General features: G+C 72.9%; 19 protein-coding genes and 1 pseudogene. 7 read left to right on the top strand and 13 right to left on the bottom strand.

Annotation, left to right across the window (positions count from 1 at the left end; translation table 11 throughout):
- The first annotated feature begins 459 nt into the window (after nt 1-459).
- Entirely contained in the window at nt 460-705 is a 246-nt protein-coding gene (locus tag FM076_RS17435; protein WP_173871834.1) for a Smr/MutS family protein, read from the top strand.
- A gap of 244 nt (nt 706-949) precedes the next feature.
- On the opposite strand, the gene eccCa is transcribed toward FM076_RS17435, so the two are convergent.
- The 5 genes from eccCa to FM076_RS17410 all read right to left on the bottom strand — a co-directional run bounded on the left by eccCa (nt 950) and on the right by FM076_RS17410 (nt 10,193).
- The gene (eccCa, locus tag FM076_RS17430; RefSeq protein WP_173871832.1) at nt 950-5,053 is read right to left on the bottom strand and encodes a type VII secretion protein EccCa; all 4,104 of its coding nucleotides are present in this window, start codon (nt 5,051-5,053) and stop codon (nt 950-952) included.
- Nucleotides 5,054-5,137: 84 nt separating this feature from the next.
- Entirely contained in the window at nt 5,138-7,933 is a 2,796-nt protein-coding gene (locus FM076_RS17425) for a right-handed parallel beta-helix repeat-containing protein (protein ID WP_173871830.1), read from the bottom strand.
- 55 nt (nt 7,934-7,988) lie between these two features.
- Nucleotides 7,989-9,335: an EsaB/YukD family protein gene (locus FM076_RS17420; protein WP_173871828.1), complete on the bottom strand. Its 1,347-nt coding sequence runs from the start codon at nt 9,333-9,335 to the stop codon at nt 7,989-7,991.
- Between the two features lie 108 nt (nt 9,336-9,443).
- Entirely contained in the window at nt 9,444-9,758 is a 315-nt protein-coding gene (locus FM076_RS17415; protein WP_173871826.1) for a WXG100 family type VII secretion target, read from the bottom strand.
- Between the two features lie 33 nt (nt 9,759-9,791).
- The gene (locus FM076_RS17410) at nt 9,792-10,193 is read right to left on the bottom strand and encodes a WXG100 family type VII secretion target (RefSeq protein WP_173871824.1); all 402 of its coding nucleotides are present in this window, start codon (nt 10,191-10,193) and stop codon (nt 9,792-9,794) included.
- An 832-nt stretch (nt 10,194-11,025) separates the two neighbouring features.
- Here FM076_RS17410 and FM076_RS17405 point away from each other — a divergent pair.
- Both FM076_RS17405 and FM076_RS17400 read left to right on the top strand, forming a co-directional pair.
- On the top strand, nt 11,026-11,634 hold the full coding sequence (locus FM076_RS17405) for a Uma2 family endonuclease (RefSeq protein ID WP_173871822.1): 609 nt from the start codon (nt 11,026-11,028) through the stop codon (nt 11,632-11,634).
- A 150-nt stretch (nt 11,635-11,784) separates the two neighbouring features.
- Nucleotides 11,785-12,048 carry a hypothetical protein gene (locus tag FM076_RS17400; RefSeq protein WP_173871820.1) on the top strand — a complete coding sequence of 88 codons (264 nt, stop codon included), beginning with the start codon at nt 11,785-11,787 and terminating at the stop codon, nt 12,046-12,048.
- Between the two features lie 77 nt (nt 12,049-12,125).
- Here the strand turns inward: FM076_RS17400 and FM076_RS17395 are convergent, their stop codons facing one another.
- From FM076_RS17395 to FM076_RS17375, 5 genes and pseudogenes are all read right to left on the bottom strand, one after another.
- Nucleotides 12,126-12,839 (bottom strand): alpha/beta hydrolase family protein, encoded by a 714-nt coding sequence (locus FM076_RS17395; protein ID WP_173871818.1) that lies wholly within the window; start codon nt 12,837-12,839, stop codon nt 12,126-12,128.
- Nucleotides 12,836-14,077 (bottom strand): kynureninase, encoded by a 1,242-nt coding sequence (gene kynU / locus FM076_RS17390; protein WP_173871816.1) that lies wholly within the window; start codon nt 14,075-14,077, stop codon nt 12,836-12,838. The genes FM076_RS17395 and kynU overlap by 4 nt, the downstream gene beginning before the upstream one ends.
- Nucleotides 14,078-14,141: 64 nt before the next feature.
- A complete protein-coding gene (locus tag FM076_RS17385; protein ID WP_173871814.1) occupies nt 14,142-14,963 on the bottom strand; it encodes a tryptophan 2,3-dioxygenase family protein in 822 nt (273 codons plus the stop codon).
- Between the two features lie 205 nt (nt 14,964-15,168).
- The gene (locus FM076_RS17380; RefSeq protein WP_173874819.1) at nt 15,169-15,582 is read right to left on the bottom strand and encodes a DUF3151 domain-containing protein; all 414 of its coding nucleotides are present in this window, start codon (nt 15,580-15,582) and stop codon (nt 15,169-15,171) included.
- A 33-nt stretch (nt 15,583-15,615) separates the two neighbouring features.
- Nucleotides 15,616-16,239: pseudogene (locus FM076_RS17375) on the bottom strand (YczE/YyaS/YitT family protein); the annotation flags it as partial.
- Between the two features lie 234 nt (nt 16,240-16,473).
- Between FM076_RS17375 and FM076_RS17370 the strand changes: the two are divergent.
- The 4 genes from FM076_RS17370 to FM076_RS17355 are packed head-to-tail and all read left to right on the top strand — an operon-like array spanning nt 16,474 to nt 20,214.
- A complete protein-coding gene (locus FM076_RS17370) occupies nt 16,474-17,130 on the top strand; it encodes a DUF6875 domain-containing protein (protein WP_173871812.1) in 657 nt (218 codons plus the stop codon).
- A complete protein-coding gene (locus tag FM076_RS17365) occupies nt 17,127-18,143 on the top strand; it encodes a tryptophan 2,3-dioxygenase (protein WP_345945062.1) in 1,017 nt (338 codons plus the stop codon). Before FM076_RS17370 ends, FM076_RS17365 begins: the two co-directional genes overlap by 4 nt.
- Before the next feature lie 26 nt (nt 18,144-18,169).
- Complete coding sequence (locus FM076_RS17360) at nt 18,170-19,438, top strand: aminotransferase class V-fold PLP-dependent enzyme (protein ID WP_173871808.1); 1,269 nt, start codon at nt 18,170-18,172, stop codon at nt 19,436-19,438.
- Nucleotides 19,435-20,214: an SDR family NAD(P)-dependent oxidoreductase gene (locus tag FM076_RS17355; RefSeq protein ID WP_173871806.1), complete on the top strand. Its 780-nt coding sequence runs from the start codon at nt 19,435-19,437 to the stop codon at nt 20,212-20,214. The genes FM076_RS17360 and FM076_RS17355 overlap by 4 nt, the downstream gene beginning before the upstream one ends.
- A 199-nt stretch (nt 20,215-20,413) precedes the next feature.
- Here FM076_RS17355 and fbaA read toward each other — a convergent pair whose 3' ends face one another.
- The 3 genes from fbaA to FM076_RS17340 form a co-directional block, all read right to left on the bottom strand.
- Nucleotides 20,414-21,445 carry a class II fructose-bisphosphate aldolase gene (gene fbaA, locus FM076_RS17350; RefSeq protein WP_173871804.1) on the bottom strand — a complete coding sequence of 344 codons (1,032 nt, stop codon included), beginning with the start codon at nt 21,443-21,445 and terminating at the stop codon, nt 20,414-20,416.
- 183 nt (nt 21,446-21,628) lie between these two features.
- On the bottom strand, nt 21,629-22,168 hold the full coding sequence (locus FM076_RS17345; RefSeq protein WP_173871802.1) for an orotate phosphoribosyltransferase: 540 nt from the start codon (nt 22,166-22,168) through the stop codon (nt 21,629-21,631).
- A 79-nt stretch (nt 22,169-22,247) separates the two neighbouring features.
- The gene (locus tag FM076_RS17340) at nt 22,248-23,099 is read right to left on the bottom strand and encodes an aldose 1-epimerase (protein ID WP_173871800.1); all 852 of its coding nucleotides are present in this window, start codon (nt 23,097-23,099) and stop codon (nt 22,248-22,250) included.
- Nucleotides 23,100-23,209: the final 110 nt, after the last annotated feature.

Here is a 23,209-nt window from a genome sequence, read left to right as displayed (position 1 = left end):
ACCGCACCGGCAGGGCGTGGGGTGCCGGGCCGTGCGGCGAGGGCGGGCTGCACCGGAAGGGCTGACGGGGGCGACCGCTGCCCGGGCCCGGGGTGACCGGTTCGGGCGGGCACGCGAAAGCCGGGCGCGGAATTCCGGGCCACCGACCGCAGTTCGGAAACTCTCTCGCACTCTACCCGGCGCGGCCGGGAAACAACAGCGGCGTCCGAGCAGCACGACCCGTCGCCAGATTACGGAAACCCGGTGCCCGGCGAGGGCCCGACGGCACCGGGGAAGAAACGGTCGTTGAACGGTCACCACTTTCACGGAAACGGAAAGGAACTCCGCCGCGCCCCTGGTGTGGTCCCCGCCTGCGGCCGCGGCGTCGTTTCCCGGCCGATTGATGCCGTTCGGCGGCTGTGCCAGCATGGTGTGCCACGCCTGAGCCGCGTCATCGGCCGTGCTGACCGAGGAGTTGCCGTGCTGACGCTCGACCTGCATCCCATCTTCCGCAACAACCGCGACATCGACCGGAGCGTGCGCGCTTTTCTCTTCAAGGCGTACAGCTCCGGCGAGTCGAAGGTCGCGATCATTCCAGGAAAGGGGCGTGGCCAACTCAGGCAGCATGTTCTCGCCTACCTGAACCAGCGGCACATGAAGCGTTTCTACAAGCGGGTGGAAACCGACAGTTCCAACAGCGGCAGGATCATCGTCCATTTCACCTGACCGGCACCGCCGGCCCCGCGCTGTCCGAAGGGCGCCCGACAACGGGCGTTCGCGGGCGCGGGGGCCGGCAACGGCACGCATCCGCTGCGGCCCCACGCCGTGCAGCCGGGGGGACCGGAGCTGAACCGGGGGCGGGGCCGACGGGTGCCGGCCGGCCCCGCCCCCGGTTCAGCTCCACCTCTTTCGGCTTCTCCCCCGGCTCCGGCCCCCTCCACGCCTCCAGCGCCTACAGCGCCTGCATCGGCTACAGCGCCTGGGCCGAGGCGTCGCTCCGCTCCTCGTCCAGCGCCAGTTGCACCACCGTGGGCTGGCGCCGCCTGCGGACGAGGAGTCCGCGTCCGGCCGGACGCTGATACGCCCGGTGGCTGCCGATCAGCGCACCCTCGCGATGGTCGCCGGACAGCAGCAGTCCGTCCGTGTCCAGCTCCTTGAGCCGGGTCAGCAGCGGATCGGACATCAGGGCGCGGCTGGCGCCGCCGACCCGGCGGGCCAGCACCAGGTGGAGGCCGATCTCGCGGGCCTGCGTGATGAACTCGGCCAGCCCGGCCAGCGGGCCCCGGTTCATCGGGCCGCCGCTGACGAGGTCGTAGTCGTCGGCGACGACATACAGCTCGGGGCCCTCCCACCAGTCGCGGTTCTTGAGCTGGCGGGCGGTGATGTCCGGCGGCGGCATCCGCTTGCGCAGCGTGTCCAGCAGCACCGCCGCCTGACGGCCGACGAGGTCCGCGTCGCCGCCCTGGGCGCCGATGTACTCCTCCGGTACCGCGTCGAGCAGGCCGCGCCGGTAGTCGACGACCATGAACCGCAGCTCGCGGGCCGTGTGCCGGGCGGCGAGGCCGCGCATCCAGCTGCGCAGGAACGCGGTCTTGCCGGAGCCGGAGTCGCCGAACACCACGAAGTGGGACTGGCCGCGCGTCATGTCGAGACCGACGGGCCGCAGGTCGGCCTCGCGCAGCCCGATGGGGACCTCGCCCTCCTCCAGTGCCGGACCGTGCCCCGCCCACCGCTGCCCTTCCGCGGGGCCGGCGGTGACGGCGGCGGCCAGCTCGGCCGCGGTGACCAGTTCGGGCAGCACCCGCAGCGCCGGCGGCGCCGGGCGCTTCCACGACTCGGCGATCCGGGACACCAGACGCGACTGGGCGTCGGTGAGCCGCTCCAGGCTGTCCTCGCCGTCGACGCGGGGCAGCGCGATGTGGTGGATGAGGCCCTTGCCGACCAGTCCCCGGCCCGGCACGGTGTGGCCCAACTGGCGTGCCACGGACCGGTTGACCTCCGACTCGGACGGGTCGTTGAGCCGCAGCTCCAGCCGGCCCGGGATGGCGTCGCGCAGGTTGGGGCGGATCTCCGCCCAGCGGTTGGCCGTCAGCCACAGGTGGACGCCGACGCCCAGACCGCGGTTGGCGATCTCCACGATGGCCGGGGCGAACGAGTCGTCGGCGGCGTTCAGCGCCGGCCAGTTGTCGATGACCAGGACGACGTCGGCGGCCCCGGTGCCCTCCGGGAGATCACCGGACTCGCGGCGGGCGCGCAGGTCGTCGGCGGACTGCAGGCGCAGGTCCCGGAACATCCGCTCGCGCGAGGTGATGACGTTCTCCACCTCGGCCAGCACCCGCCGCACACGCGCGCCGTCCCGGCGCCCGGCGACGCCCACCACGTGCGGGGCGTCCTCCAGGTCGTGCAACGCGCCACCGCTCATGTCGATGGCGTAGAACTGCAACTCGTCCGGGGTGTGGGTGAGCATCGCGCTGAACATCGCCGTGCGCAGGAAGGTGCTCTTGCCGGTCTGCGGGGCGCCGACGAGCACGAGGTGGCCCTCGCTCTCGGCCACGTCGAGCACGAGCGGCTGCTGCTCCTGGCGCTCCGGCAGGTCGACCACGCCCACGGGGAACTTCAGCGAGCCGGGGAGCGGCCAGTGCGGCGAGCACAGCCCGCGGTCCGCGTCCGGCTGCGGCTCGCCCAGCAGCGGGGTGAGCGTGAAGACGGGCGGCAGCGGCGGCAGCCACACCTGGTGGCCCGGGGCGTCCTCGGTGATCAGGTGCCGCACCGCGACCTGGAGCTCGGTCTCGTCGTTCTCCGACCACTCCCAGGTGCGGTTCTCGTTGACGACGTCGGCCGGCAGCGGCGGCAGATCGCCCTGCACGGCGAACGGGACGGGTTCGAGGTGCTCCTCCTCGTCCTCGCCCTGGCGCGGCGGCTCGTAGGGGGCGGAGACGTGGGCGACGCGGAAGCGCTCGTACACCGACTCGTCGACCTTCAGATAGGCGGAGCCGGGGATGGCGGGCAGCATGTACGCGTCGGCGGTGCCGATGACGGCGCGGGACTCGGCGGAGCTGAAGGTGCGCAGGCAGATCCGGTACGACAGGTGCGACTCCAGACCGCGCAGCCGTCCCTCCTCCAGCCGCTGGGTGGCCAGCAGCAGGTGCATGCCCAGCGACCGGCCGACGCGGCCGATCTGCACGAACAGGTCGATGAAGTCCTGCCGCTGGGAGAGCAGCTCCCCGAACTCGTCGACGACGATCAGCAGGTAGGGCAGCGGCTCCAGCGGGTTGCCGTGCACGTCGGTGCCGCCCGCGGCCTGCTTGAGCTGGTACTCGCGCACCGAGTCGACGTTCCCGGCGTCCCGCAGCATCCGCTGACGACGCTGCTGCTCGCCCTCCAGCGCGGCGCGCATCCGGTCCACCAGGGCCAGGTCGTCGGCGAGGTTGGTGATGAGGCCGGAGACGTGCGGCAGCTCGGTGACACCCGCGAACGTGGCGCCGCCCTTGAAGTCGACGAGCACGTAGGAGAGGTGGTCCGGCGAGTGCACCATGGACAGCCCGGTGACCAGCGTCCGCAGCAGCTCGCTCTTGCCGGAGCCCGTGGCGCCGACCACCAGGCCGTGCGGGCCGATACCGCCCTGCGCCGCCTCCTTCAGGTCCAGCTCCAGCGGTGCGCCGGTGCCGTCGATGCCGATGGGCACCCGGAGCAGGTCCGGGTCGTCGGGGGTGCGCCGGTTCTGTCCCGGGACGAGGCGGTCGAGGTCCGGGACGCCGAGCATGGAGGCCAGCGACACGCTCTGGGACAGCACCTGGTCGCGTTCGCCGGTGAGCCGCAGCGGTGTCAGCGCGCGGGCGGTGTTCTCCCGTACGGCCGGCTGCATCTCGTCGACGACGGCGTCCTGTACGGCGCTGTAGAGCCTGGTGTTGCGGCCTTCCAGGGACACCGCGCCCGTCTCGTCGACCCGGGCCCGCACATCGACGCGTCCCGGCTCGTCCCGCTCCTCGGCCACCAGGCAGACGACGTGCAGCGCCAGGTCGGGGCCGGCCTCGGTGAGCAGCTGGGAGACCAGCGAGGAACGCACCCAGGAGGCGGCCGGGTCGAAGTCGTCCAGGACCACCACGACGCGCTGCCGCGGCGCGTCGGAGCCGGTGGGGAGGAGCCGGTTGGCGCGCTCGGTGCGGAGGGTCGCGATCCGCTCCAGCACCTCCTGGAGGTGCTCCTGAAGGCTGGAGATGTCCGCGGCCACCAAGGGCACCACCTCCTGGTCGCGGAAGCGGGCCGCGGACCCCGGGTCCTGGGTGTGCGGAAGCCACTTCGTCCAGTCCCACACCGGGCTTCCGCCGGTGACGACGACCAGCCGCACGTCGTCCGGGGCGTGCAGCACCGCCAGCTGCGCCAGCATGGTCTGCGCGAGCGCCCGGGTGCGCTCGCGGGGGCCGAGCAGGGTGACGACGCCGGCCGAGCCCAGGTCGAGCCAGGCGGGCTGGCCGGCGACGGTGTTCTGCGTCTCCACCAGTTCGGCGGCGGCGTGCCGGGCGTGCGGGTCCAGCTCGACGGTCGGGTCGTTCTGCGTCGGCATGGCCAGCGGCGTGGCCAGCGGCGCGGTGCCGGTGCCGACGCGGAGGTGGAGGAAGTCCGAGTCACCGGGGCGGCGCTCCCACACGCGCCGCCGCCGGGTGGCTATCGCCCACAGCCGGTCCGGGTGCGGGTACCGCCACACGCCGGCCAGCCGCTGCTCGGCGGCGACCCGCAGCGCCTGCTTCCGCACGTCGCCGAGGTACTCCAGGTACTTCTCGCGCTGCCGCTCCTGGTTGCGCCGCCGGCCGGCCCGCAGCTGCATCCGGACGGCGATGGTGACACCGACGGACAGCACGACGAAGGCGATCCCGAGGAGGATCATCCAGGGGCGGCCGTTGGCGATCATGTACGCGGCCATGGAGAAGCTGCTCAGCAGGGGCAGCAGCAGCATCACCCACTGCGCCGCGCCCGGAGGCTCCGGCTTCTGCGGAAGCGTGGCCAGCGTCGTCTTCCCCTCCGGCATGGGGGGAGGGGCGATCCGCACCGGGCGGTGGAAGGGGATTCGACTCATGGATGCTGCTGCCTCAATGGGGGTCGTCTGCGGCGAGCGGGCCTGTGGGGGAGGGGCTGTCTGGGGCGGGGGGACGGGCGCGGCTCACAGCGCCCCCTCGGGAGGCAGGTCCTGCGGAAGCAGCGTGGTGAGGACCGCGGAGTCCGCGGCGGCCAGGTCGAGCGTCGCCAGATCGCCCTCGGCCAGCCGCTGCGCGTGCCGTTCCGTCATCAGCTGGAACACCTGGCGGGCGGTGCGGCCGTTGCCGAAGCCCTCGCCGCGAGGGAACGCCGCGAAGAACGCGTGCAGCGCCTCCAGCGTCTCGGGGGCGCAGAGGTACTGGTGGCTCTCCGCCTGGTGCTGGACGATCCGCACCAGGTCCTGCGACGAGTAGTCGTCGAAGGTGAGGGTGCGGGTGAAGCGGGAGGCGAGGCCGGCGTTGGACTCCAGGAAGCGGTTCATGTCCCCGGGGTAGCCGGCGACGATGACGACGACCTCGTCGCGGTGGTCCTCCATCAGCTTGACGAGGGTGGAGATCGCCTCGGAGCCGAAGTCGTTGCCGATGCCCTGGGGGGTCAGCGAGTACGCCTCGTCGATGAAGAGCACGCCGCCCAGCGCGCGCCGGAAGACGGCGGTCGTCTTCGGCGCCGTGTGGCCCACGTACTCGCCGACCAGGTCGCCGCGGTCCGTCTCCACCAGGTGCCCGCGTTCCAGCAGGCCCAGGGCGGCGAGGAAGCCGCCGTAGAGGCGGGCGACGGTGGTTTTTCCGGTGCCGGGGTTGCCCGCGAAGACGAGGTGGCGGCTGAGCGGCGGCGGGGAGAGGCCCGCGTCCTGGCGGACCTTGACCATCTGCATCAGCTTGGTCATCGTCATCACGTCGCGCTTGACGCTCTCCAGGCCCACGAGCCGGTCGAGTTCCTGGCGCAGCTGCTGGAGCCGCTCCTCGGCGGCCTGGCCGTCGCCCTCCTGCTGCTCGGCGTCGGCGCCCGCCCCGGTCCTGGCCGTGACGCCGGAGCGGGCGCCGGCGACGGCGACGCGCCGCCCGAGCCGGTCGCCGCCGCCGTCGGTGCCCTCCAGCGTGGGCAGCAGCGGCTCCTCCACCCCCTCGACGACGCAGCCCTCGGCCCGTACGTCGGCCTCCTCGTCCCGCAGCAGGTCCTGTTCGCTGCCCGAGACGGCGCAGCGGCGCAGTATGAAGCGGGACTTGGCGCCGGCGTAGACGGCGGGGAAGCGGCTGTCGGTGATCTCGCAGTCCTCGTACAGGCCCTCGCCGCGCTCCTCGACGAACAGCCCGTTCTTCGCCGCCTTCCGCACGGCGGTGCCGCGTATCCGGGGCCGGGCGCCCGCGCGGACGACGATCCCGCTGCCGGACGCCTCCCGTACCGTGCCGCCGTCCACCACAACGGTGGAGTCCACGTCCAGCACCATGCCGGAGGAGCCGCTGCGGGAGACGGTCACGTTCTCCAGCAGGCCACCCGTGCCGGGGCCGGCCTCGATGCCCACACCGGTGGTGTCACTGATCTCGCAGCCCACCAGCAGCGGCCGGTGCGTGGTGCGCAGCCGGACGCCGAGCCGGGCGCCGCTGATCCGGCAGTCGCGCAGCGCGGCGTCTCCGCCGTCCACGCTGACGCCGACGAGTTCGGTGTCCTTCGTCTCGCAGTCGACGGCGAGGAGTTCGGCGCGGTCGGTGGCGCGCAGCCCGTACTCGGGGGTGCCGCTGACGGTGCAGCCGGAGAGCCGGCCGCGGGCGCCGCCGCCCAGGTGCACCGCGGTGTAGGCGGTGTCCTTGACGGTGCAGCCGGTGAAGGACACCTCGGCGTCCCCCACGGCGTAGACGCCGTTCGCGGCGGTGCGGGCGAAGGTGCTCGCCTCGGCGGTGGTGCCGGCCTGGCCGGTGACCACCAGCGCGCTGTCCTCGCTGTCCACGGCCCGCACCTGCTGCATGCTCAGCTTGCTGGAGCCGGTGGCGATCAGCGCGGCGCCGCTGGTGTGGTGGATGTGGCAGTCGTCGAGCAGCGCCGCGCTGTCCCCGTCCGCCAGCACCCCCGCGCCCGCGGTGCGGAAGATCTCGCAGGTGCGCAGCCGCACACCGAACGCGTCGCCGTCCAACGCCTCCTCGGCCGAGGCCGCGCCCGGCACCTCGCCGGGGGGCCGTCCGGACTGCTTCGCGGGCCCCCGCTGGTCCGCGCGGCGCCCGGCGGAGCCGGCCAGCCGGACGCCCTGGGCTCCGGTCTCGTGCAGCCGGCACTCGCGCAGCACCGCCGCGGCGCGGCTCTCCGCGAGCAGCCCGGCGCCGGCGCTGTGCTTGATCTCGCAGCGGGTCAGCGTCGCGTGCGCCGCCCCGCCGAGGTAGAGGCCGCGTGCGGCCACCTCGTCGATCACCGTCTCGGTGGCCTCCAGCCGCGCCTCGTCGTCGGCGAAGACTCCGTCGCCCTCGCAGGCGTTGACGCCGCAGCCCTCCATCGTGGTGCGGCTGGTGCCGGTCAGCCGGATGGCGGCCAGCGCCGCACCGCGCACGGTGCAGCCGATGAACCTGGGCGTCGCCGTCTCGGAGACCTCGATCCGGCCGCCGTTGATCTCGCAGTCCCGCAGAACCGGTTCACCGGCCCGCAGCAGCACCGCGGGCTCGCGGGGCGAGGACGCCTCGAAGGTGAGGCCGCGCAGCTGTGACGTTCCGCCGTGTGTGGTGAGCGCGGGGCCGCGGGCGGCGACCACGCGGACGGTGCCCGTGCCCTTCTCCGCCACCAGTGTCACGTCCTTGTCCAGCACGATGCTCTCGTGGTAGGTGCCGGGGCGGATGGTGACGACCGCTCCGGGGCCGGCGCTGCGCACGGCGGCGCTGATCGTCCGGTGCGCGCCCCAGCTGCCGGGCGCCACCCGCTGCTGCTTGCCACCCTTCATCGCACGGCCCCCCGGGCCCTCACCGGACGGCGGGTGCGGCCTGCCACCGTCGCGCTCACATCGAGCTCCCCAGGTTCACCAGGCCCTCGTAGACACCGAACACGCCGACGGCGAGCGGCACGCACACGATGGCCAGGAAACTCGCCAGCCCGGTGAGCCACTTGGCGCGCTCCGTCAGGTCCACCGGGCGCACCGCGGCGCGGAACGCCATGCCCAGGCCGCTCCCGGTGAGCACGACGCCGACCGCGAAGGCCACCAGGGCACCGAGCTGCACGTTGTCGAACAGCACCTCGGGCAACCGGGCGACGAGGGCCACCAGCCCGAGGGTGCCGACGGCCAGTTGCGGGGCGACGACCGGGACGAGCCGGGACGAGCCGGCCTCCAGCAGCACCGCCACACCGGCGCAGCCCAGCAGGCCGAAGGCGTACGCGTTCTCGGAGCCGGCGAGCGTCACCAGCGCCCAGCCGAGGCCGATCGCGAGGAGGACGGTGAGGAAGGTCAGCAGGTGGTTGCCGCGGCGGACGGCGGCGGCGACCTCGTCGCTCTCCCGGCCCCGGGGCTCGGCCGCCTCGCTGGGCACCAGCACGGCGATCTGGCTGGCGATCCTGGGCAGCACCCGGAACAGCAGCAGCATGACGACGGCCACCACCGCGGCCGACTCCGTGGGGCCGGCGCCCAGCAGCGCCAGCGGGATCGCGAGGAGGGCGATGACGGCGGTGACGAGCAGTGCCACCACGGTGGGTACGGAGGGCAGGGCCAGCAGCGCGGCGATCGCGCCGAGGACGCCGGACAGGGTGGACACCGCCGGGGTGGCCACCGGTCCGTGCAGCGGCAGACCGAGGCCGGCCGCCGCGGTCAGCGGGACGGCGGCCAGCGCCATCACCTGCCGCACCCCCGCGGGCACGGGCCAGCTCTTGCGCGTCGCGTACCAGGAGGTCAGCGCCGAGGCCAACCCGGTCAGGAAGAACATCATCACCGCGGGCCCCGCCTGGTGGCGGAGGCTGAGCGGGACGGCGGCCAGCACGCTGCCGAACAGGCCGGCGACGACGACGGACAGCGCCCGGTTGCGCGCGTTCCACAGCTGCGTGTCCTCGTTCGCCGCGGCGATCTGGTCGTCGAGGTCGGTGACGGAGAGGTCGAGGTCCTCCTCCGCGCGGCAGTCGCGCAGATACAGCACCGTGCCGTCCAGAACCCCCGCGTTCTCCAGGGAGTCACCGGGCGGGATCGGCGGGGCCCCGGCAACGGCCAGCGACCACACCGGGGGCATGGCCTCCGACTCCTCCTGACCGCACAGCCCGGCGAGCCGGGGGACGTACTCGGCTATCGGGGCGCGCACGGGCAGCGCGAGATCCACGCTCTTGCGCTCACCGACCACGGTGACGCGGCAGCGTTCATCGGGCACTTGGTCGTCTTCCTTGTCCCGGCTCCTTCAGGGGCCCTGCCCGACCGCACCCGAGGGGATGGTGGACGGCCCGGCATCCGGGCCCCCTCAAGGAACCGCAGTGTGTGGTCAGTGCTTCCAGGTGGAGACGTTAGACCACTCGGCGTCGCTGTAGTTGTTCCAGTTGAGGTGCATCGCGTGGGCTATGCGGCCGAGCACGCCGTCGTAGCCGAACAACCCCTCCGCCGCGATGTCCCATTCGTTCTGCATGTCCTGGTAGTAGGTCGCGGCCTGGCTCTCGTTCCAGGAGGCGGCGACATCGCTCAGCCGGGTCTTCAGGTTCCGCAGCTCGTCGGTCGTCTTGTCCGAGAGCGTCCTGATACGGGTGGGTGCGTCCCCGAGTTCGGCCCGGACGAGAATGGAGGCGCCGTCGATGTTGGTCATGTGTACTCCTCGTCGAGGTGGTGGGAAGGGCCGTCAGGAGAAGTTGGCGCCGCCGCCGCGCTCGCTCATGGCGGCGAACTGGGTGCCGCTGTTGGGCGTGGGGATGTCCACGCCGAGAGCCGTGAGGTTCGCCAGGTTCTGCGCCTCGGACTCCTTGTAGTTGACGTAGTTGCCTTCCAGGCCCTTGGAGATGCCCATGAGGGCGTCGTTCAGCATGCGGGCGTAGGTGTCGAACTCCTGCATGAGCAACTCGAACTGGGCGTGCGCGGGCCCCTGCCACGCCTGGCCCAGCTGCTCCGCGTACGCCCGCAGACTCTGGATGTCGGCCGCCACCCGGCCGGCGGTCAGAGCGGTGTCCTGCGACGCCTGCTGCACTCGCTGGGGAGTTACACGGTAGTGCACACCACCGACGGTGGCCTGGTCCTGTTCCGCCATCGCGGATTCGCCTCCCTTTCCCTGACGAAACGTCAGGTATCTGCTGGGGGTCCTCCCCGCCGCATTCTCTCGACGACGGGAGTGCGCCCATTTTCGTCGTGGGCGTTATGGAACAAGAGGGCGCCGGTGCAGCGCCGTGCCGCCGACTTCAACAATCCGTTGTCGGTGACGCCCTTCCGAACTGTTTACGGGTCCGCGCACACGGCAGTGGATTTCCCGTGAACTCGTCCGCGCCGACGCCGGGAACGTACGCCATACACGACGAAAGGAGCGCCGGTTTCCCCGGCGTGACCGGATGCTGGACAGTGCCATTACTCCGCGTAGGCCGCTCGGTTCCCACCGTGGGCGCACCTCCTCCCCGGCCGCACGTCGAGCGCTTGACATGACCGGACTACAGCTCCGGTCGAAGCGTACCTGAGGCTATGCCACAGGCGTTCGGGGGCCAAGAGTCAACTCTCACTGTTCGGACGCAATTCGGTGACGTGTGGTTGCCGGGCCCTCAGAACTTCTCCCCCCGGACGGAACCGACCGGGCCGCATCCTGTCGGTGGCGACGGAGGCGACGAATTGCAACGGAACCGAACCGGGCGCCCGGAGAGGGAAATCGGAAACGAAGACGGCCTCCGGTTTCCGTTTCCCGCCCGTTTCGAGCCCGTGCGCCGACGGGACGGAACGACGACGTGCACGGCGACCGGCACGACGACGGCACGACCGCGAGGGGCCGGCCGCCCGCCCCGGAGGCCCCCTCACTCATGTGGGTGCATCCCCGGGTAACCCCTGCCGCACCCGCCCGGCCCGGTCAAGACTGGTTCCCGCCTGGAAGGAGGTGCAACATGACGGTTATGGCCGAGCGCACGTCTCACATGTCGATGGCGAACACCTCTCACATGTCCGTGGAGGACTTCGAGAAGATCGCCGCCACCACACCCGAGACCGTCACGTTGGAGTTCATCGATGGACGGATCGGGGAGAAGGCAGTGCCGGACGGAGCTCACGCAGCCCTCATCTCGTGGCTGGTCAGGCAGTGTATGCAGTCCCGCCCTGACCTCGACCTGGACACCACACAGGGGCTCCGGGTGGGCGCCTACCGCAACGGAAGAGCCCGCCCGGACGGCTCGCTCGTACCCATCGACTATTTCCTGAACGAGGGCGAGTGGGCCGACCCCCAGGGCGTTCTGATGACGGTCGAGATCACCTCGTACGACTCCGACACCGACCGGCGCGACCGCCAGGAGAAGCCCGCCGCGTACGCCGCCGCGGGGATCCCCGTGTACCTGCTCGTCGACCGCGACGCGTGCACCGTCGTCGTCCACACCAACCCCGACCAGAAGGCGGGCCGCTACCGCGATGTGCACACCGCGCAGTTCGGTGAGGAGGTCGCGCTGCCCGAGCCGGTCGGGATCGCGCTGGGGACGGAGGAGCTGAAGAAGTACGTACGCTGAGCCGTGAGGGGCGGGCGGATGCTCCGTGCGGGGTAATCAGCGGCTCGCATGGACTAAAGATGATCGTCCCGGCTCGCGGTGTGGAAGAGGTCAGGGCGCACAGCGCACAGTCCGCGCGAGACCGCGCGTCCAGAACCGCAAGGAGCACTCATGCGCATTCGCACCGCGACCGCAGCCGCCTTCCTGCTGACCGCCGCCGTCCTCGGCTCGGCGGGCACGGCCCTGGCCGATGAGCACAACTGGTCGGCCGCCGCCTACGACTACAGCAACACCCTGCTCAAGAAGCACGAGAACAAGAGCGACAACGACACCAACTCCGCCGAGCAGTTCTCGAACACGCAGACCAACGTCACCGACAACAACGTCCGCGCGTTCGCCACCGGCACCCAGATCGGCAAGCTCATCCAGGACTGACGGCTGCACCAGCCGCGCGCACCGCGCACCGCACCGTGCCGTCCGGCCCCGCCTTCCGCGGGGCCGGGCCGCCGGGGTCAGCGCAGTGACCGTACGAGCACGTCGAAGGCGGGCGTGCGGGGTGTGATCGGGGCGTAGTGCCCGACCCCGGGCAGCAGATGCAGCCTCCCGCCCCAGTTGTTGGCATACCGCCGGGACAGTTCGATGGGGACCTCGGCGTCCGCGGTGCCGTGCAGGATCTCCACCGGGATGCGGGGCAGCAGCCGCATCGGGTCCGCGTCCCACAGCCGCCCCTCGACCGCGTCCTCACCGCCCAGGAAGTCCGCGACGACGCCGTCGTCGAGCCGCAGTTCATGGGCCCTGGCCAGATCGGCGACCGGCGCGGCCACCACCACCCGCCCCGCGGCCCGGTCCCGCTTGGCCGCCGCCCACAAGGCCAGGTACCCGCCCGCCGAGTGGCCGAACAGCACACTGACCGGGGCGCCCAGGCGGGAGAGCGCGGCGTCCACGTCCTCCACCGTCGCGGGCCAGCCGCCGCCGTCGCCCAGCCTGCGGTACTCCACGAGGGCGACCCGCATGCCGTGGCCGGCCAGCGCGGCGGCGAACGGCGACAGATGCGCGCGGTCCCACTCCTGGCGCCAGAACCCGCCGTGCAGCAGCACGACGCGGCCTTTCGAAGCGCTTTCCCCGTACAGGTCGATGACCTGCGAGGGGTGCGGCCCGTACCGCACCTGGTCCTGAGGCGGCACCGGGTCCAGGGCCAGCAGCGCCTTGCACTCGTCCTGGCTCATCGCGGCCCCCCGATCACGTCGCCGAGGACGCGGGCGGCACGCTCGACGTCCTGGAACGCAGTGTAGAGCGGGGTGAAGCCGAAGCGCAGGACACCGGGACGCCGGAAATCACCGACCACCCCCCGCGCGATCAGCTCCCTCATCACCTGCTCGGCGCGCTCGGCCGGGTCGCACAGCAGCGCGACCTGGCTGCCGCGGCGCGCGGGTTCGGCGGGGGTGAGCGAGCGGACCCGCACCGCCCCGTCCTCCTTCCGGTACGCCGCCACGCAGCGCAGGAAGAAGTCGGTGAGCGCCAGCGACTTGGCCCGCACGTCCTCGATGCGCACCCCGTCCCACACCCCGAGCGCCGCCTCCAGCGCGGCCATCGACAGGATGTCGGGCGTACCGACCCGTCCGCGTGCCGCGCCCGCCGCCGGCTCGTACGCGGGGGCCATGGCGAACGGGTCGGCGTGCGAGTTCCAGCCCGGCAGCGGGGTCTCGAACCGCTCCTGGTGCGCGGCGCGCACATACAGGTAGGCGGGGGAACCGGGCCCGCCGTTGAGGAACTTGTAGGTGCACCCGAGGGCGAAGTCCACCCCGTGCGCGTCCAGGCCCACCGGCAGGGCGCCCGCGCTGTGGCACAGGTCCCACACGGCGAGGGCGCCCGCCGCGTGCACGGCGGCCGTCAGGGCGGGGAGGTCGTTGAGCACGCCGGTGCGGTAGTCGACGTGGTTGAGCAGCACGGCGGCGGTCCGCGGGCCCACCGCGTCCGGCACCGCGTCGGCCGCCACGGGGCGCACGGTGCAGCCGGTCAGCCGGGCCGCGGAGCCGGTGATGTAGCCGTCGGTGGGGAAGGTCGCCTCGTCGACGAGCAGCTCGTCCCGCCGCGCGTCCCCCTCCCGGGCGATCCGCACGGCGCCGACCACCGCTTTGAAGACGTTCACGCTGGTCGAGTCGCCGACCACCACCTGCCCCGGCGCCGCCCCCACCAGCGGCGCGACCAGCTCCCCCACCCGCTGAGGCATCTCCCACCACCCGGACTCCGTCCAGGACCGGATGCGCAACCGCCCCCACTCGCGGGAGACGACATCGGCGAGGTGGCCCTCGACCGCCCGGGGCAGCGCGCCCAGCGAGTTCCCGTCCAGGTAGACGGTGTCCGCGTCGAGCACGAACAGCTCACGCGTCCGCGCGAGGGGGTCGGCCTGGTCGCGGGCGAGGGCCTCCTTCGCCAGCTCCTCCACCGGCGGGGTACCGGACATGGCTGCACGCCCCTCCACCGGCGCGGTACCGGACACGGCTGCGCGTCCCTCCACCGGCGTGGTGTCAGACATGGCTGCGCGCCGTCCACAGCTCGGGGAACACCGGCTTGGCGGCCCGCTTCTCCAGCCAGGCCACCCCGGAAGAGCCGCCCGTCCCGGTCTTGGCCCCCATGGCCCGCCGGGTGGCGACCAGGTGGTCGTTGCGCCATCGCCACACCAGCTCGGCGACCTCGGTGAGCGCCTCACCGAGCCGGTAGGCGCCGGAGTTCTCGTCGCCCTCGTACACCCGCACCCACACGGCCTCGACGCCGGGGTCGGGCTCGTAGCGGCGGGTGACGTCACGCCTGAGCACCGCCTCGGGCACCTCGGCGCCGTGCCGGGCGAGGTAGCGCAGCGCCTCGTCGTACAGGCTCGGCTCGTGCAGTGCCTTCTCCAGCTCGGCGTGCACCCGCGGCGTGCCCCGGTGCGGCACCAGCATGGACGCGGACTTCTCGCCCAGCAGGAACTCCAGCCGCCGGTACATCGCGGACTGGAACCCGGAGCCCTCGCCCAGCGCGGAACGGTAGGAGTTGAACTGCCCGGGCGTCAGATGCGCCAGCGGCTCCCAGGAGGCGTTGAGGGAGGTCATCTCGTAGCCGGAGCGCTTCAGGGCCGCCAGCGCGCCGTCGAGGTCGTCGCCGCGCAGCCGGGCCGCCGCCGTCTGCCACTCGTGGACGATGGCCGTGAACCACAGCTCCATGACCTGGGTGGTGACCAGGAACGCCATCTCTCCGGGATCGTCGGAGAGCGGATGCTGGAGGTGGGTGAGGACGTCGGCGTGGACGTAGTCCTCGTACGGCGTGGTCCCCGCGAAATCCAGCACGGGGGCGTCGGGGTCGTGTGACATCGCTGTCTCCACTCGCTGTGCTGCCGGGTAGCGGTCCGCTCCTTCCCGATCGACGTCGGAGCCCCGGTCCCCTCGGGCCCCTGTGGGCCCACCCCGCATCATGCGCGCAGGCCGACGGCGGCGGCAAGGTCACCGCTCCGCACGGGTACCCCCCGCCGCCGCCGTCACCACCGGCCAGGCCGGGTGCGGCCCGGCCGGGTGCGGCTCAGCCCAGCGTGGCGGCGGCCGTCGGCGAGCTCTCCTTCAGGAAGGAGGTGCAACGCTCGTACTCCTCCTGCTCCCCGATGGCCTGCGCGGCCCGCGCGAGGGCGTGCAGCGCGCGCAGGAAGCCGCGGTTGGGCTCGTGCTCGAACGGCACCGGCCCGTGCCCCTTCCAGCCGTTGCGGCGCAGCGCGTCCAGCCCCCGGTGGTAGCCGGTGCGCGCGTACGCGTACGACTCGACGACGCGGCCCGCCTCGAACGCGTCGTCGGCCAGCTGCGCCCACGCCAGCGAGGAGGTGGGGTGCTTGGCGGCGACATCGGCGGGTGCCGTCCCGGCGGCGAGCAGCTCGCGGGGCTCGGGGTCGTCGGGAAGGTGGGTCGGGGGCGGGCCCCCGAGCAGGTTCTCGTGAATGGACATGCTCCCAGTGTGCCTGGCCGCACCGACACCCTCCGGGTCCGGGGAGCGCGCATGCGGCGCGGTGAACAGGCGGTGGAAGAACTGGATGAGCGGCCCGATGGTGACCGCGTAAACGACCGTGCCCACCCCGACGGAGCCGCCCAGCAGGAAGCCAGCCGCCAGCACCGCCACCTCGATGGTGGTGCGCACCAGCCGGGTGGAGCGTCCGGTCACCCGGCACAGTCCGGTCATCAGTCCGTCCCGGGGTCCCGGGCCGAGGCGGGCCGCGAGGTAGAGCCCGGTCGCGGCCCCGTTCAGCACCACGGCGGCCAGGAACAGCGGCACCCGCGCCAGGAGCGGCCCCGGGGCGGGGACCAGGGCGAGGGTGGCGTCCATGGACAGGCCCACCAGCAGCACGTTGGAGACGGTGCCCAGCCCTGGCCGCTCCCGCAGCGGTACCCACAGCAGCAGCACCGCGGCCGACGCCAGGACGACCACGGTGCCGATGCTCAGCCCCGTGTGGCGGGCCACGCCCTGGTGGAAGACGTCCCAGGAGTTGAGGCCGAGCCCGGCGCGGAGCTGGAGGGCGACGCTGGCGCCGAAGAGGAGGAGCCCGCCGTACAGTTGGAGGAGCCGGCGCGGCAGCCGGCCGGGGGCACCGCTTGGGGAGGGGGTCACCCGCACATGGTGGCGCGGCCGGTGGTGCGGTGCGGAGATAAGCGGCGCACCTGTCGCACGACAACCCCGCAAAAGCGGCCACGTCCCTGTGGCCCCGTGGGTCCGCCTGTTCACTTCCGTCCCGTCCGCCTCACGTCACCAGGCACGGCGCGGAGCGGGCATGCCCCTGGCACCCGCGCACGATGACGGAGATGTGCCTGCCACGCCCGCGCGAAGTGGCGTGATTCTTACGGCATGGACTTACGCGACGGGGACGGACGGGCGGGCGGCGGCGAGGTGGCGCCGGCATCGCCGCGGGAGAGCGCATGGCACTGGTTCGAGGACTTCCTGTGCATGCCGCACGACCGGATAGGACGCTCGGGCCATGTGTGCCCGTTCGTGGGACCGGCGATGGCGGCGGGCACGCTGCGCGTCGAGGAGTGGCGGACCGGGCCGGTGCCCCGGGTGGCGGAGCTGGTCGCGCTGGTGCACCGGATGATCGACACGTTCGAGACCGCCGAGTGGGCGGGGCGCAACCGCACGCTGCACGCGCTGGTCGTCGTCCTGCCGGGGCTCGACACCGCCGCGCTGCCGCTGCTGGACGAGACGCACCGCCAGGTCAAGCCGGACGTGGTGCGGCGCGGCCTGATGCTGGGCCAGTTCCATCCGGCGTGCGAGGAACGCGCCGTCCGCAACCCGGAGCTGCGGGTCTCGCGGGCACCGGTGCCGCTCTTCGCGCTGCGCCACATGGCCTTCCACGACGTGCTCTTCCTCGACCAGGACATGGAGTGGTTCGGCGCCTACCACGCCCGGTTCGGCCACCGGTACGCGTCGGTGACGCCACCCGAGCCGCTGTACGCCGACCGATACGCCCGCGCGTGCGAGAAATGGCTGGAGGGATGCGAGGCGTGACCCACCCCGAGCGGCGGACGACGCCCCCGGGCCGGAACGGGACGAGCGCCCCGGGACGGAACGGCACCACGGACACGGAAGAACCGCACAGCACCACGGACACGGAACCGAACGGCACCACGGACGCGGAGGCCGGCGGCACGGCGACGGGAGCTGGCGGCGACGCGGAGCGCGCCCGCGTCGCGGCACTGCGCGACGGCGCCCCCCTCGTCGACTTCGACGCGGGCACCACCCCCTACATCGACTACCAGAGCATCGACGTCCTCCTCTCGCTCCAGCACCCGCGCTCGGCCGAACCCGCCGAGGTGCCCTTCTACGTGCTGGGGCAGGTCAAGGAGCTGCTGTTCAAGCTCCTGTACGAGGAACTCGTACGGGTGCGGTCGCTGCTGGACGCCGACGAGGTGCGGCAGGCCGTCTGGGTGCTGCGGCGCGTGCACCGCGAGGCCGGGCTGCTCTGCTCCACCTGGGACGTCCTCGGCTCCCTCGCGCCCACCGAGTTCAACGCCTTCCGCGACAGCCTGGGACAGGCCAGCGGCCTCCAGTCGTACATGTACCGGATGGTGGAGTACATCCTGGGCAACAAGGACCCGCAGCTGGCCCGCGCCCACCTCGGGGTGCCCGGTGTGGCCGACCAGGTGCGGCGTGCCCTGGAGGAGCCCAGCGTGTACGACGCCGCGCTGGCGCTGCTCGCCCGCCGCGGCGCCCCGCTGACCGCGGCGACGCTGGAGCGGGACCCGGCACGCGCCCACGAGCCCAGCGAGGAGGCGGAGCGCGCCTGGGCCCGGGTGTACGCCGAGGGCGGCGGCCCCGACGACGAGCTGTTCCGCCTGGCCGAGGCGCTGGTGGACGTGGCCGAGGCGATGTGCCGCTGGCGCTCCCTCCATCTGCTCACCGTCGAACGGATCATCGGCACCAAACCCGGCACCGGCGGCACCCACGGCGTGCGCTGGCTGCGCCGGGTGAGCGAGCACCGGTTCTTCCCCGAGCTGTGGTCGGCGCGGGGGCGGCTGTGAAGCGGGCGGCTGAGAAGGAGACGGACATGACCACGACGCGGCCGGACCCGGACCTCGGCCTCCCGGACACCGACCTCCCGGACACCGGTCCGGCAGCCGTACGGGAACGGGACGAGACCGACCCGCTGGCCGGCTTCCGCTCCCGCTTCGCACCCGTCCCCGAGGGGCTGGTCTTCCTCAACGGCGCCTCCCTGGGCCGCCTCCCGGCCGCCACCGCCGACGCGACGGACGCGCTGGTGCGCGGGGAGTGGGGGGCCCGGCTGGCCGAGGCCCGCACGCAGTGGCTGGACCTGCCGCAGCGGGTCGGCGACGAGCTGGCACGGACCGTGCTCGGCGCCCGCCCCGGCGAGGTGGTCGCCTCCGACTGCACCAGCGTCAACCTCTACAAGCTGGGCGCCGCCGCGCTGCGCGACCGGCCCGGCGCCGTCGTCCTGGACGACGACAACTTCCCCACCGACCAGTACGTGCTCACCGGCCTGGCCGAGGAGTACGGCCGCGAGGCACGCGTCGTGCGCACCGACCCCGACCGGGGCCCGCAGCCGGAAGAGGTGCGCCAGGCCGTCGCGGGCGGCGCGGCACTGGTCTCGCTCTCCCTGGTCTCCCACCGCTCGGGCGCGCTGGCCGACCTGCGCGGCATCCAGGAGGCGGCGCACGCGGCCGGCGCCCTCGTGCTGTGGGACCTCAGCCACGCGGTGGGCGCCGTCCCCCTGGAGCTGACGGCCGACGGCGTCGACCTGGCCGTGGGCTCGACGTACAAGCACCTGTGCGGCGGCCCCGGCGCGCCCGCCCTGCTCTACGTCCGCGAGGACCTCCAGGCCCGGCTCACCCAGCCGGTGCAGGGCTGGTACGGGCACCGCGAACAGCTCGCGATGCGGCACGCCTTCCACCCCGACCCCGGTATCCGCCGCTTCCTCACCGGTTCCCCGCCCGTCCTCTCGCTGGCCGCCCTGCTCCCGGCGCTGCGGCTGCTCGGCGAGGCCGGGACGGACCGGATACGCGCCAAGAGCACGGCGCTGACGGGCCTCTTCCAGCGGCTGGCCGCCGAACTGCTGGAACCGCACGGCTTCCGGCTGGCGGGCCCGCCCGACCCCGCCCGGCGCGGCGGCCACCTGACCTACACGCACCCGCGGGCCCGGAAACTGGTGCCGCTGTTCGCCGAGCGCGCGGGCGTCCTCGTCGACTACGCCGCCCACGACCGCGTCCGCGTCTCACCCGCACCGCTGTCCACCCGCTTCGCCGACGTGCACGAGGCCGTGCACCGGATGCACCGCGTACTGAAGGAGGAGGGCGCATGAGCACGGGCCGCCGCAGGGTGCTGGTGACCGGGGCCTCCAGGCCCACCGGCATCGGCGCCGCCATCGCCGCCGTGCACGCCGAGCGCGGCGACGCGGTGGCCGTCCACTGCCGCGCGGACCAGGACGCCGGCAAGGCCGTCCTGGCCGGTCTGCCCGGGGACGGCCACACCCTGGTGACCGGCGACGTGGGCGACCCGGAACAGGTGCCCCGCATCTTCGCGGACGCGGTCGCCGGGCTCGGCGGCGTCGACGTCCTGGTCAACAACTCCGCCGTACACATCGAGCACCCCATCGCCACCACCTCCTGGGAGGAGTGGCAGCAGCTGTGGCGCCGCACCCTGGACGTCAACCTGCTGGGGGCCGCCCATCTGTCCTGGTGCTTCGCCCACCACCTGCTGGAGCGGCCCGAGGGCCCGGTGGGCGGGCGGCTGGTGATGGTCGGCTCGCGCGGCGCCTACCGGGGGGAGCCGGACGTGCCCGCCTACGGGGCGAGCAAGGCGGGCATGCACGCCCTCGCCCAGTCCCTCGCCGTGGCGCTGGGCCCCCACCGCATCGCCGTCGCCGCCGTCGCCCCGGGCTTCACCCGCACCGATCTGACCCAGCCGCTGCTGGACGGTCCCGAGGGCCCCGGCATCGTGGCCCAGCACCCCATCGGGCGCGTCGCGGAGCCCCGCGACGTCGCCGAGGCCGTCGCCTGGTTCACGGCCGCGACACCGGGCGCGGAGTGGGCGACGGGCGCCGTCCTGGACCTGAACGGCGCCTCGTACCTGCACTGACGCGTGCCCGCGCTGAGGAGCGGCGCCCCGTACGCGCACGGCAGCGGCCCCGGAGAGGTCCGGCCGGACCTCTCTAGGGCCGCTGCTGTCCCGTCTAGGGCCGCTGCTGTCCCGGCCGTCGCCGGCCGGCCGGGAGCCGCTCGCCGCTTGTCCGGCCCCAGCCGGGTGTTTCCCTTGCTTCAGCCGGGTGCCGGCCGGGTTACTTCAGCCGGGTGCCGGTCGAGCGGAGGTTGGCGCAGGCCACCTGCACCCGGTCGGCCATGCCCTTCTCGGCGGCCTTGCCCCAGCTGCGCGGGTCGTAGACCTTCTTGTTGCCGACCTCGCCGTCCACCTTCAGCACACCGTCGTAGTTGCTGAACATGTGCGCGGCCACCGGCCGGGTGAAGGCGTACTGGGTGTCGGTGTCGAGGTTCATCTTGACCACACCGTTGTCCAGCGCGGTGGCGATCTCCTCCTCCGTGGAGCCGGAGCCGCCGTGGAAGACGAAGTCGAACGGACGGCTGCCCGCGGGCTTGCCGAACTTCTCGGCCACACCCGTCTGGAGGTCCTTGAGCAGCTCCGGCCGCAGCACCACGTTGCCCGGCTTGTAGACGCCGTGGACGTTGCCGAACGAGGCGGCCAGCAGGTAGCGGCCCTTCTCACCGAGGCCCAGCGCCTCGGCGGTGCGCACGGCGTCCTCGACGGTGGTGTACAGCTCGTCGTTGATCTCGTGGCTGACGCCGTCCTCCTCGCCGCCGGTCGGGGTGATCTCGACCTCGAGGATGATCTTCGCGGCGGCGGCCTCGGCCAGCAGCTCCTGGCCGATGGCCAGGTTGTCCTTCAGCGTCTCGGCCGAGCCGTCCCACATGTGCGACTGGAACAGCGGGTTCTCACCGCGCCGCACCCGCTCCGTGGAGACCGCCAGCAGCGGGCGGACGTAGCCGTCGAGCTTGTCCTTGGGGCAGTGGTCGGTGTGCAGGGCGACGTTGACCGGGTACTTCTTCGCGACGATGTGCGCGAACTCCGCGAGCGCCACCGCGCCGCTGACCATGTCCTTGCTGTACTGGCCGCCCAGGAACTCGGCCCCGCCCGTGGAGATCTGCACGATGCCGTCGCTCTCCGCCTCGGCGAAGCCGCGCAGCGCGGCGTGCAGCGTCTGCGTCGAGGTGACGTTGATGGCGGGGTAGGCGAACTTGCCCTCCTTCGCCCTGTCGAGCATCTCGTTGTAGATCTCGGGGGTTGCGATGGGCATCAGACCGCTCCTTGGGGTGTACGGGTGATCCGGCTCGACGGAGGTTCATCGGAGACGTCGTCGTCGTGCCCATCTTCCCAGACGGGGTGGAATGCTCCAGCCCCTCATTCACATGTTCACGAACTCGGGTTTCACGTGAAACCTCAAGCCGCGAGACCCGTTCCGACGTCGGCGTTCCGCCTGTCAGCCGAGTTCGAGATCCGCCAAATCGAACGCGTATACGTACGGCAGTCCGGCGCGCTCCATCGCCGGGGCCGCCCCGCGCTCCACGATCGTCGCCACGGCCACCACCTCGGCACCGGCCTGCCGGGCCGCCTCCACGGCCGTCAGCGGGGAGTTCCCCGTCGTCGAGGTGTCCTCCACGATCAGCACCCGGCGCCCGGTCACCTCCGGCCCCTCGATGCGCCGCTGGAGGCCGTGCGCCTTGCCCGCCTTGCGCACCACGAAGGCGTCCAGCTTCCGCCCCCGGGCCGCCGCCGCGTGCATCATCGACGTCGCCACCGGGTCGGCCCCCAGGGTGAGTCCCCCGACGGCGTCGTAGTCCAGGTGCGCCGTCGCGTCCAGCATCACCTGGCCCGCCAGCGGAGCCGACTCCCCGTCCAGGGTGATACGCCGCAGGTCGACATAGAAGTCGGCCTCCGCCCCCGAGGAGAGGGTCACCCGGCCGTGCACCACGGCCTTGTCCTTGATCTGCCGCAGCAACGTCTCCCGCACATCGTTCATGAGACGTCAGCCTATGCGCTGCGGCCCCTCCGCCCGCGCGGGAGCCCCGGTCGGCGCCGGGGCCCCGTCCGGGCGCCGGTCACAGCCGGGTGAACGACCAGGTGGAGGTCAGCTCCAGCGGGTCCAGCGGCGTCACCTGCCGGGGGTGCGAGTTCAACCCGTTCGGGGGGCCGCTCTGCGGCTCCACGCAGACGGCCTCGGCGGGCTCGTCGTACACCACGACGTACTCGGCGCGCGAGGTGATCCGCACCTCCAGCTCGCCCGGCCAGCGCAGCGCGACATCGACACCGCCGGGCATCCCGAAGCAGTCGTCCCACGGGCCGGGGCGCGGCTCGATCCGCTTGCCGGTCGGAATGTGGTCGTCCCCGCGCTCCTCCTGCCACTCGGGGGAGAAGTCGATCCGCACGTCCTCGCCGCCCTGCCCGAGGTTGCGCAGGAACCACGGGTGCCAGCCGGCCTGCGCCGGGAAGGAGACGTCGAACGTCTCGACGGCCAGCTTCAGCGTCAGCGAGCCGCCGTCCTCGGCCAGCTCGACGACCTGGGTGACCCGGCCCTCCCACGGCCACGGGTCGGTCAGGTCGTAGGTGAACGACGCCTTCCGCGCGGTGCCGCCGGGTGCCTGGCGCCAGACCGCGTCGCGGACGGTGCCGTGGATGGCGTGCGGACCTCCCCGGGCCCCGGGCCGGGAGGCGCCCTCGTTGAGCGGGAGTTGGAACATCTCCCCGCCGTTGCGGAAACGCCCCTGCGCGGTACGGCCGCACCAGGGCGCCATCACGAACGAGCCGTACTTCGGCCCCTGGCGCAGCAGTTCCGTGCCGCCCACCCGGAGGGAGGCGAGCCGGCACCCGTGCTGGGGTTCGACCGACACCTCGGTCCCATGGGCGCTGAGCACGACGGTCGTGGCTTCTGCGGGGGTGGGCAGATCAGTCATAACAGCGACCATAACGGCGGTTTCAGCGGCGCCGCCGCAAGACCCGGCCGAGGACGACGGCACCGGCGACCACGACAGCGGCGGCGGGCGCGGCCCAGCGCAGCGTCGCG

The sequence above is a fragment of the Streptomyces albus subsp. chlorinus genome, from assembly GCF_013302895.1.
In the GTDB taxonomy this organism is placed as follows: domain Bacteria; phylum Actinomycetota; class Actinomycetes; order Streptomycetales; family Streptomycetaceae; genus Streptomyces; species Streptomyces chlorinus.
The sequence above is the reverse complement of the archived record's forward strand: the minus strand, read 5'-3'. Positions and strand labels throughout refer to the sequence as shown.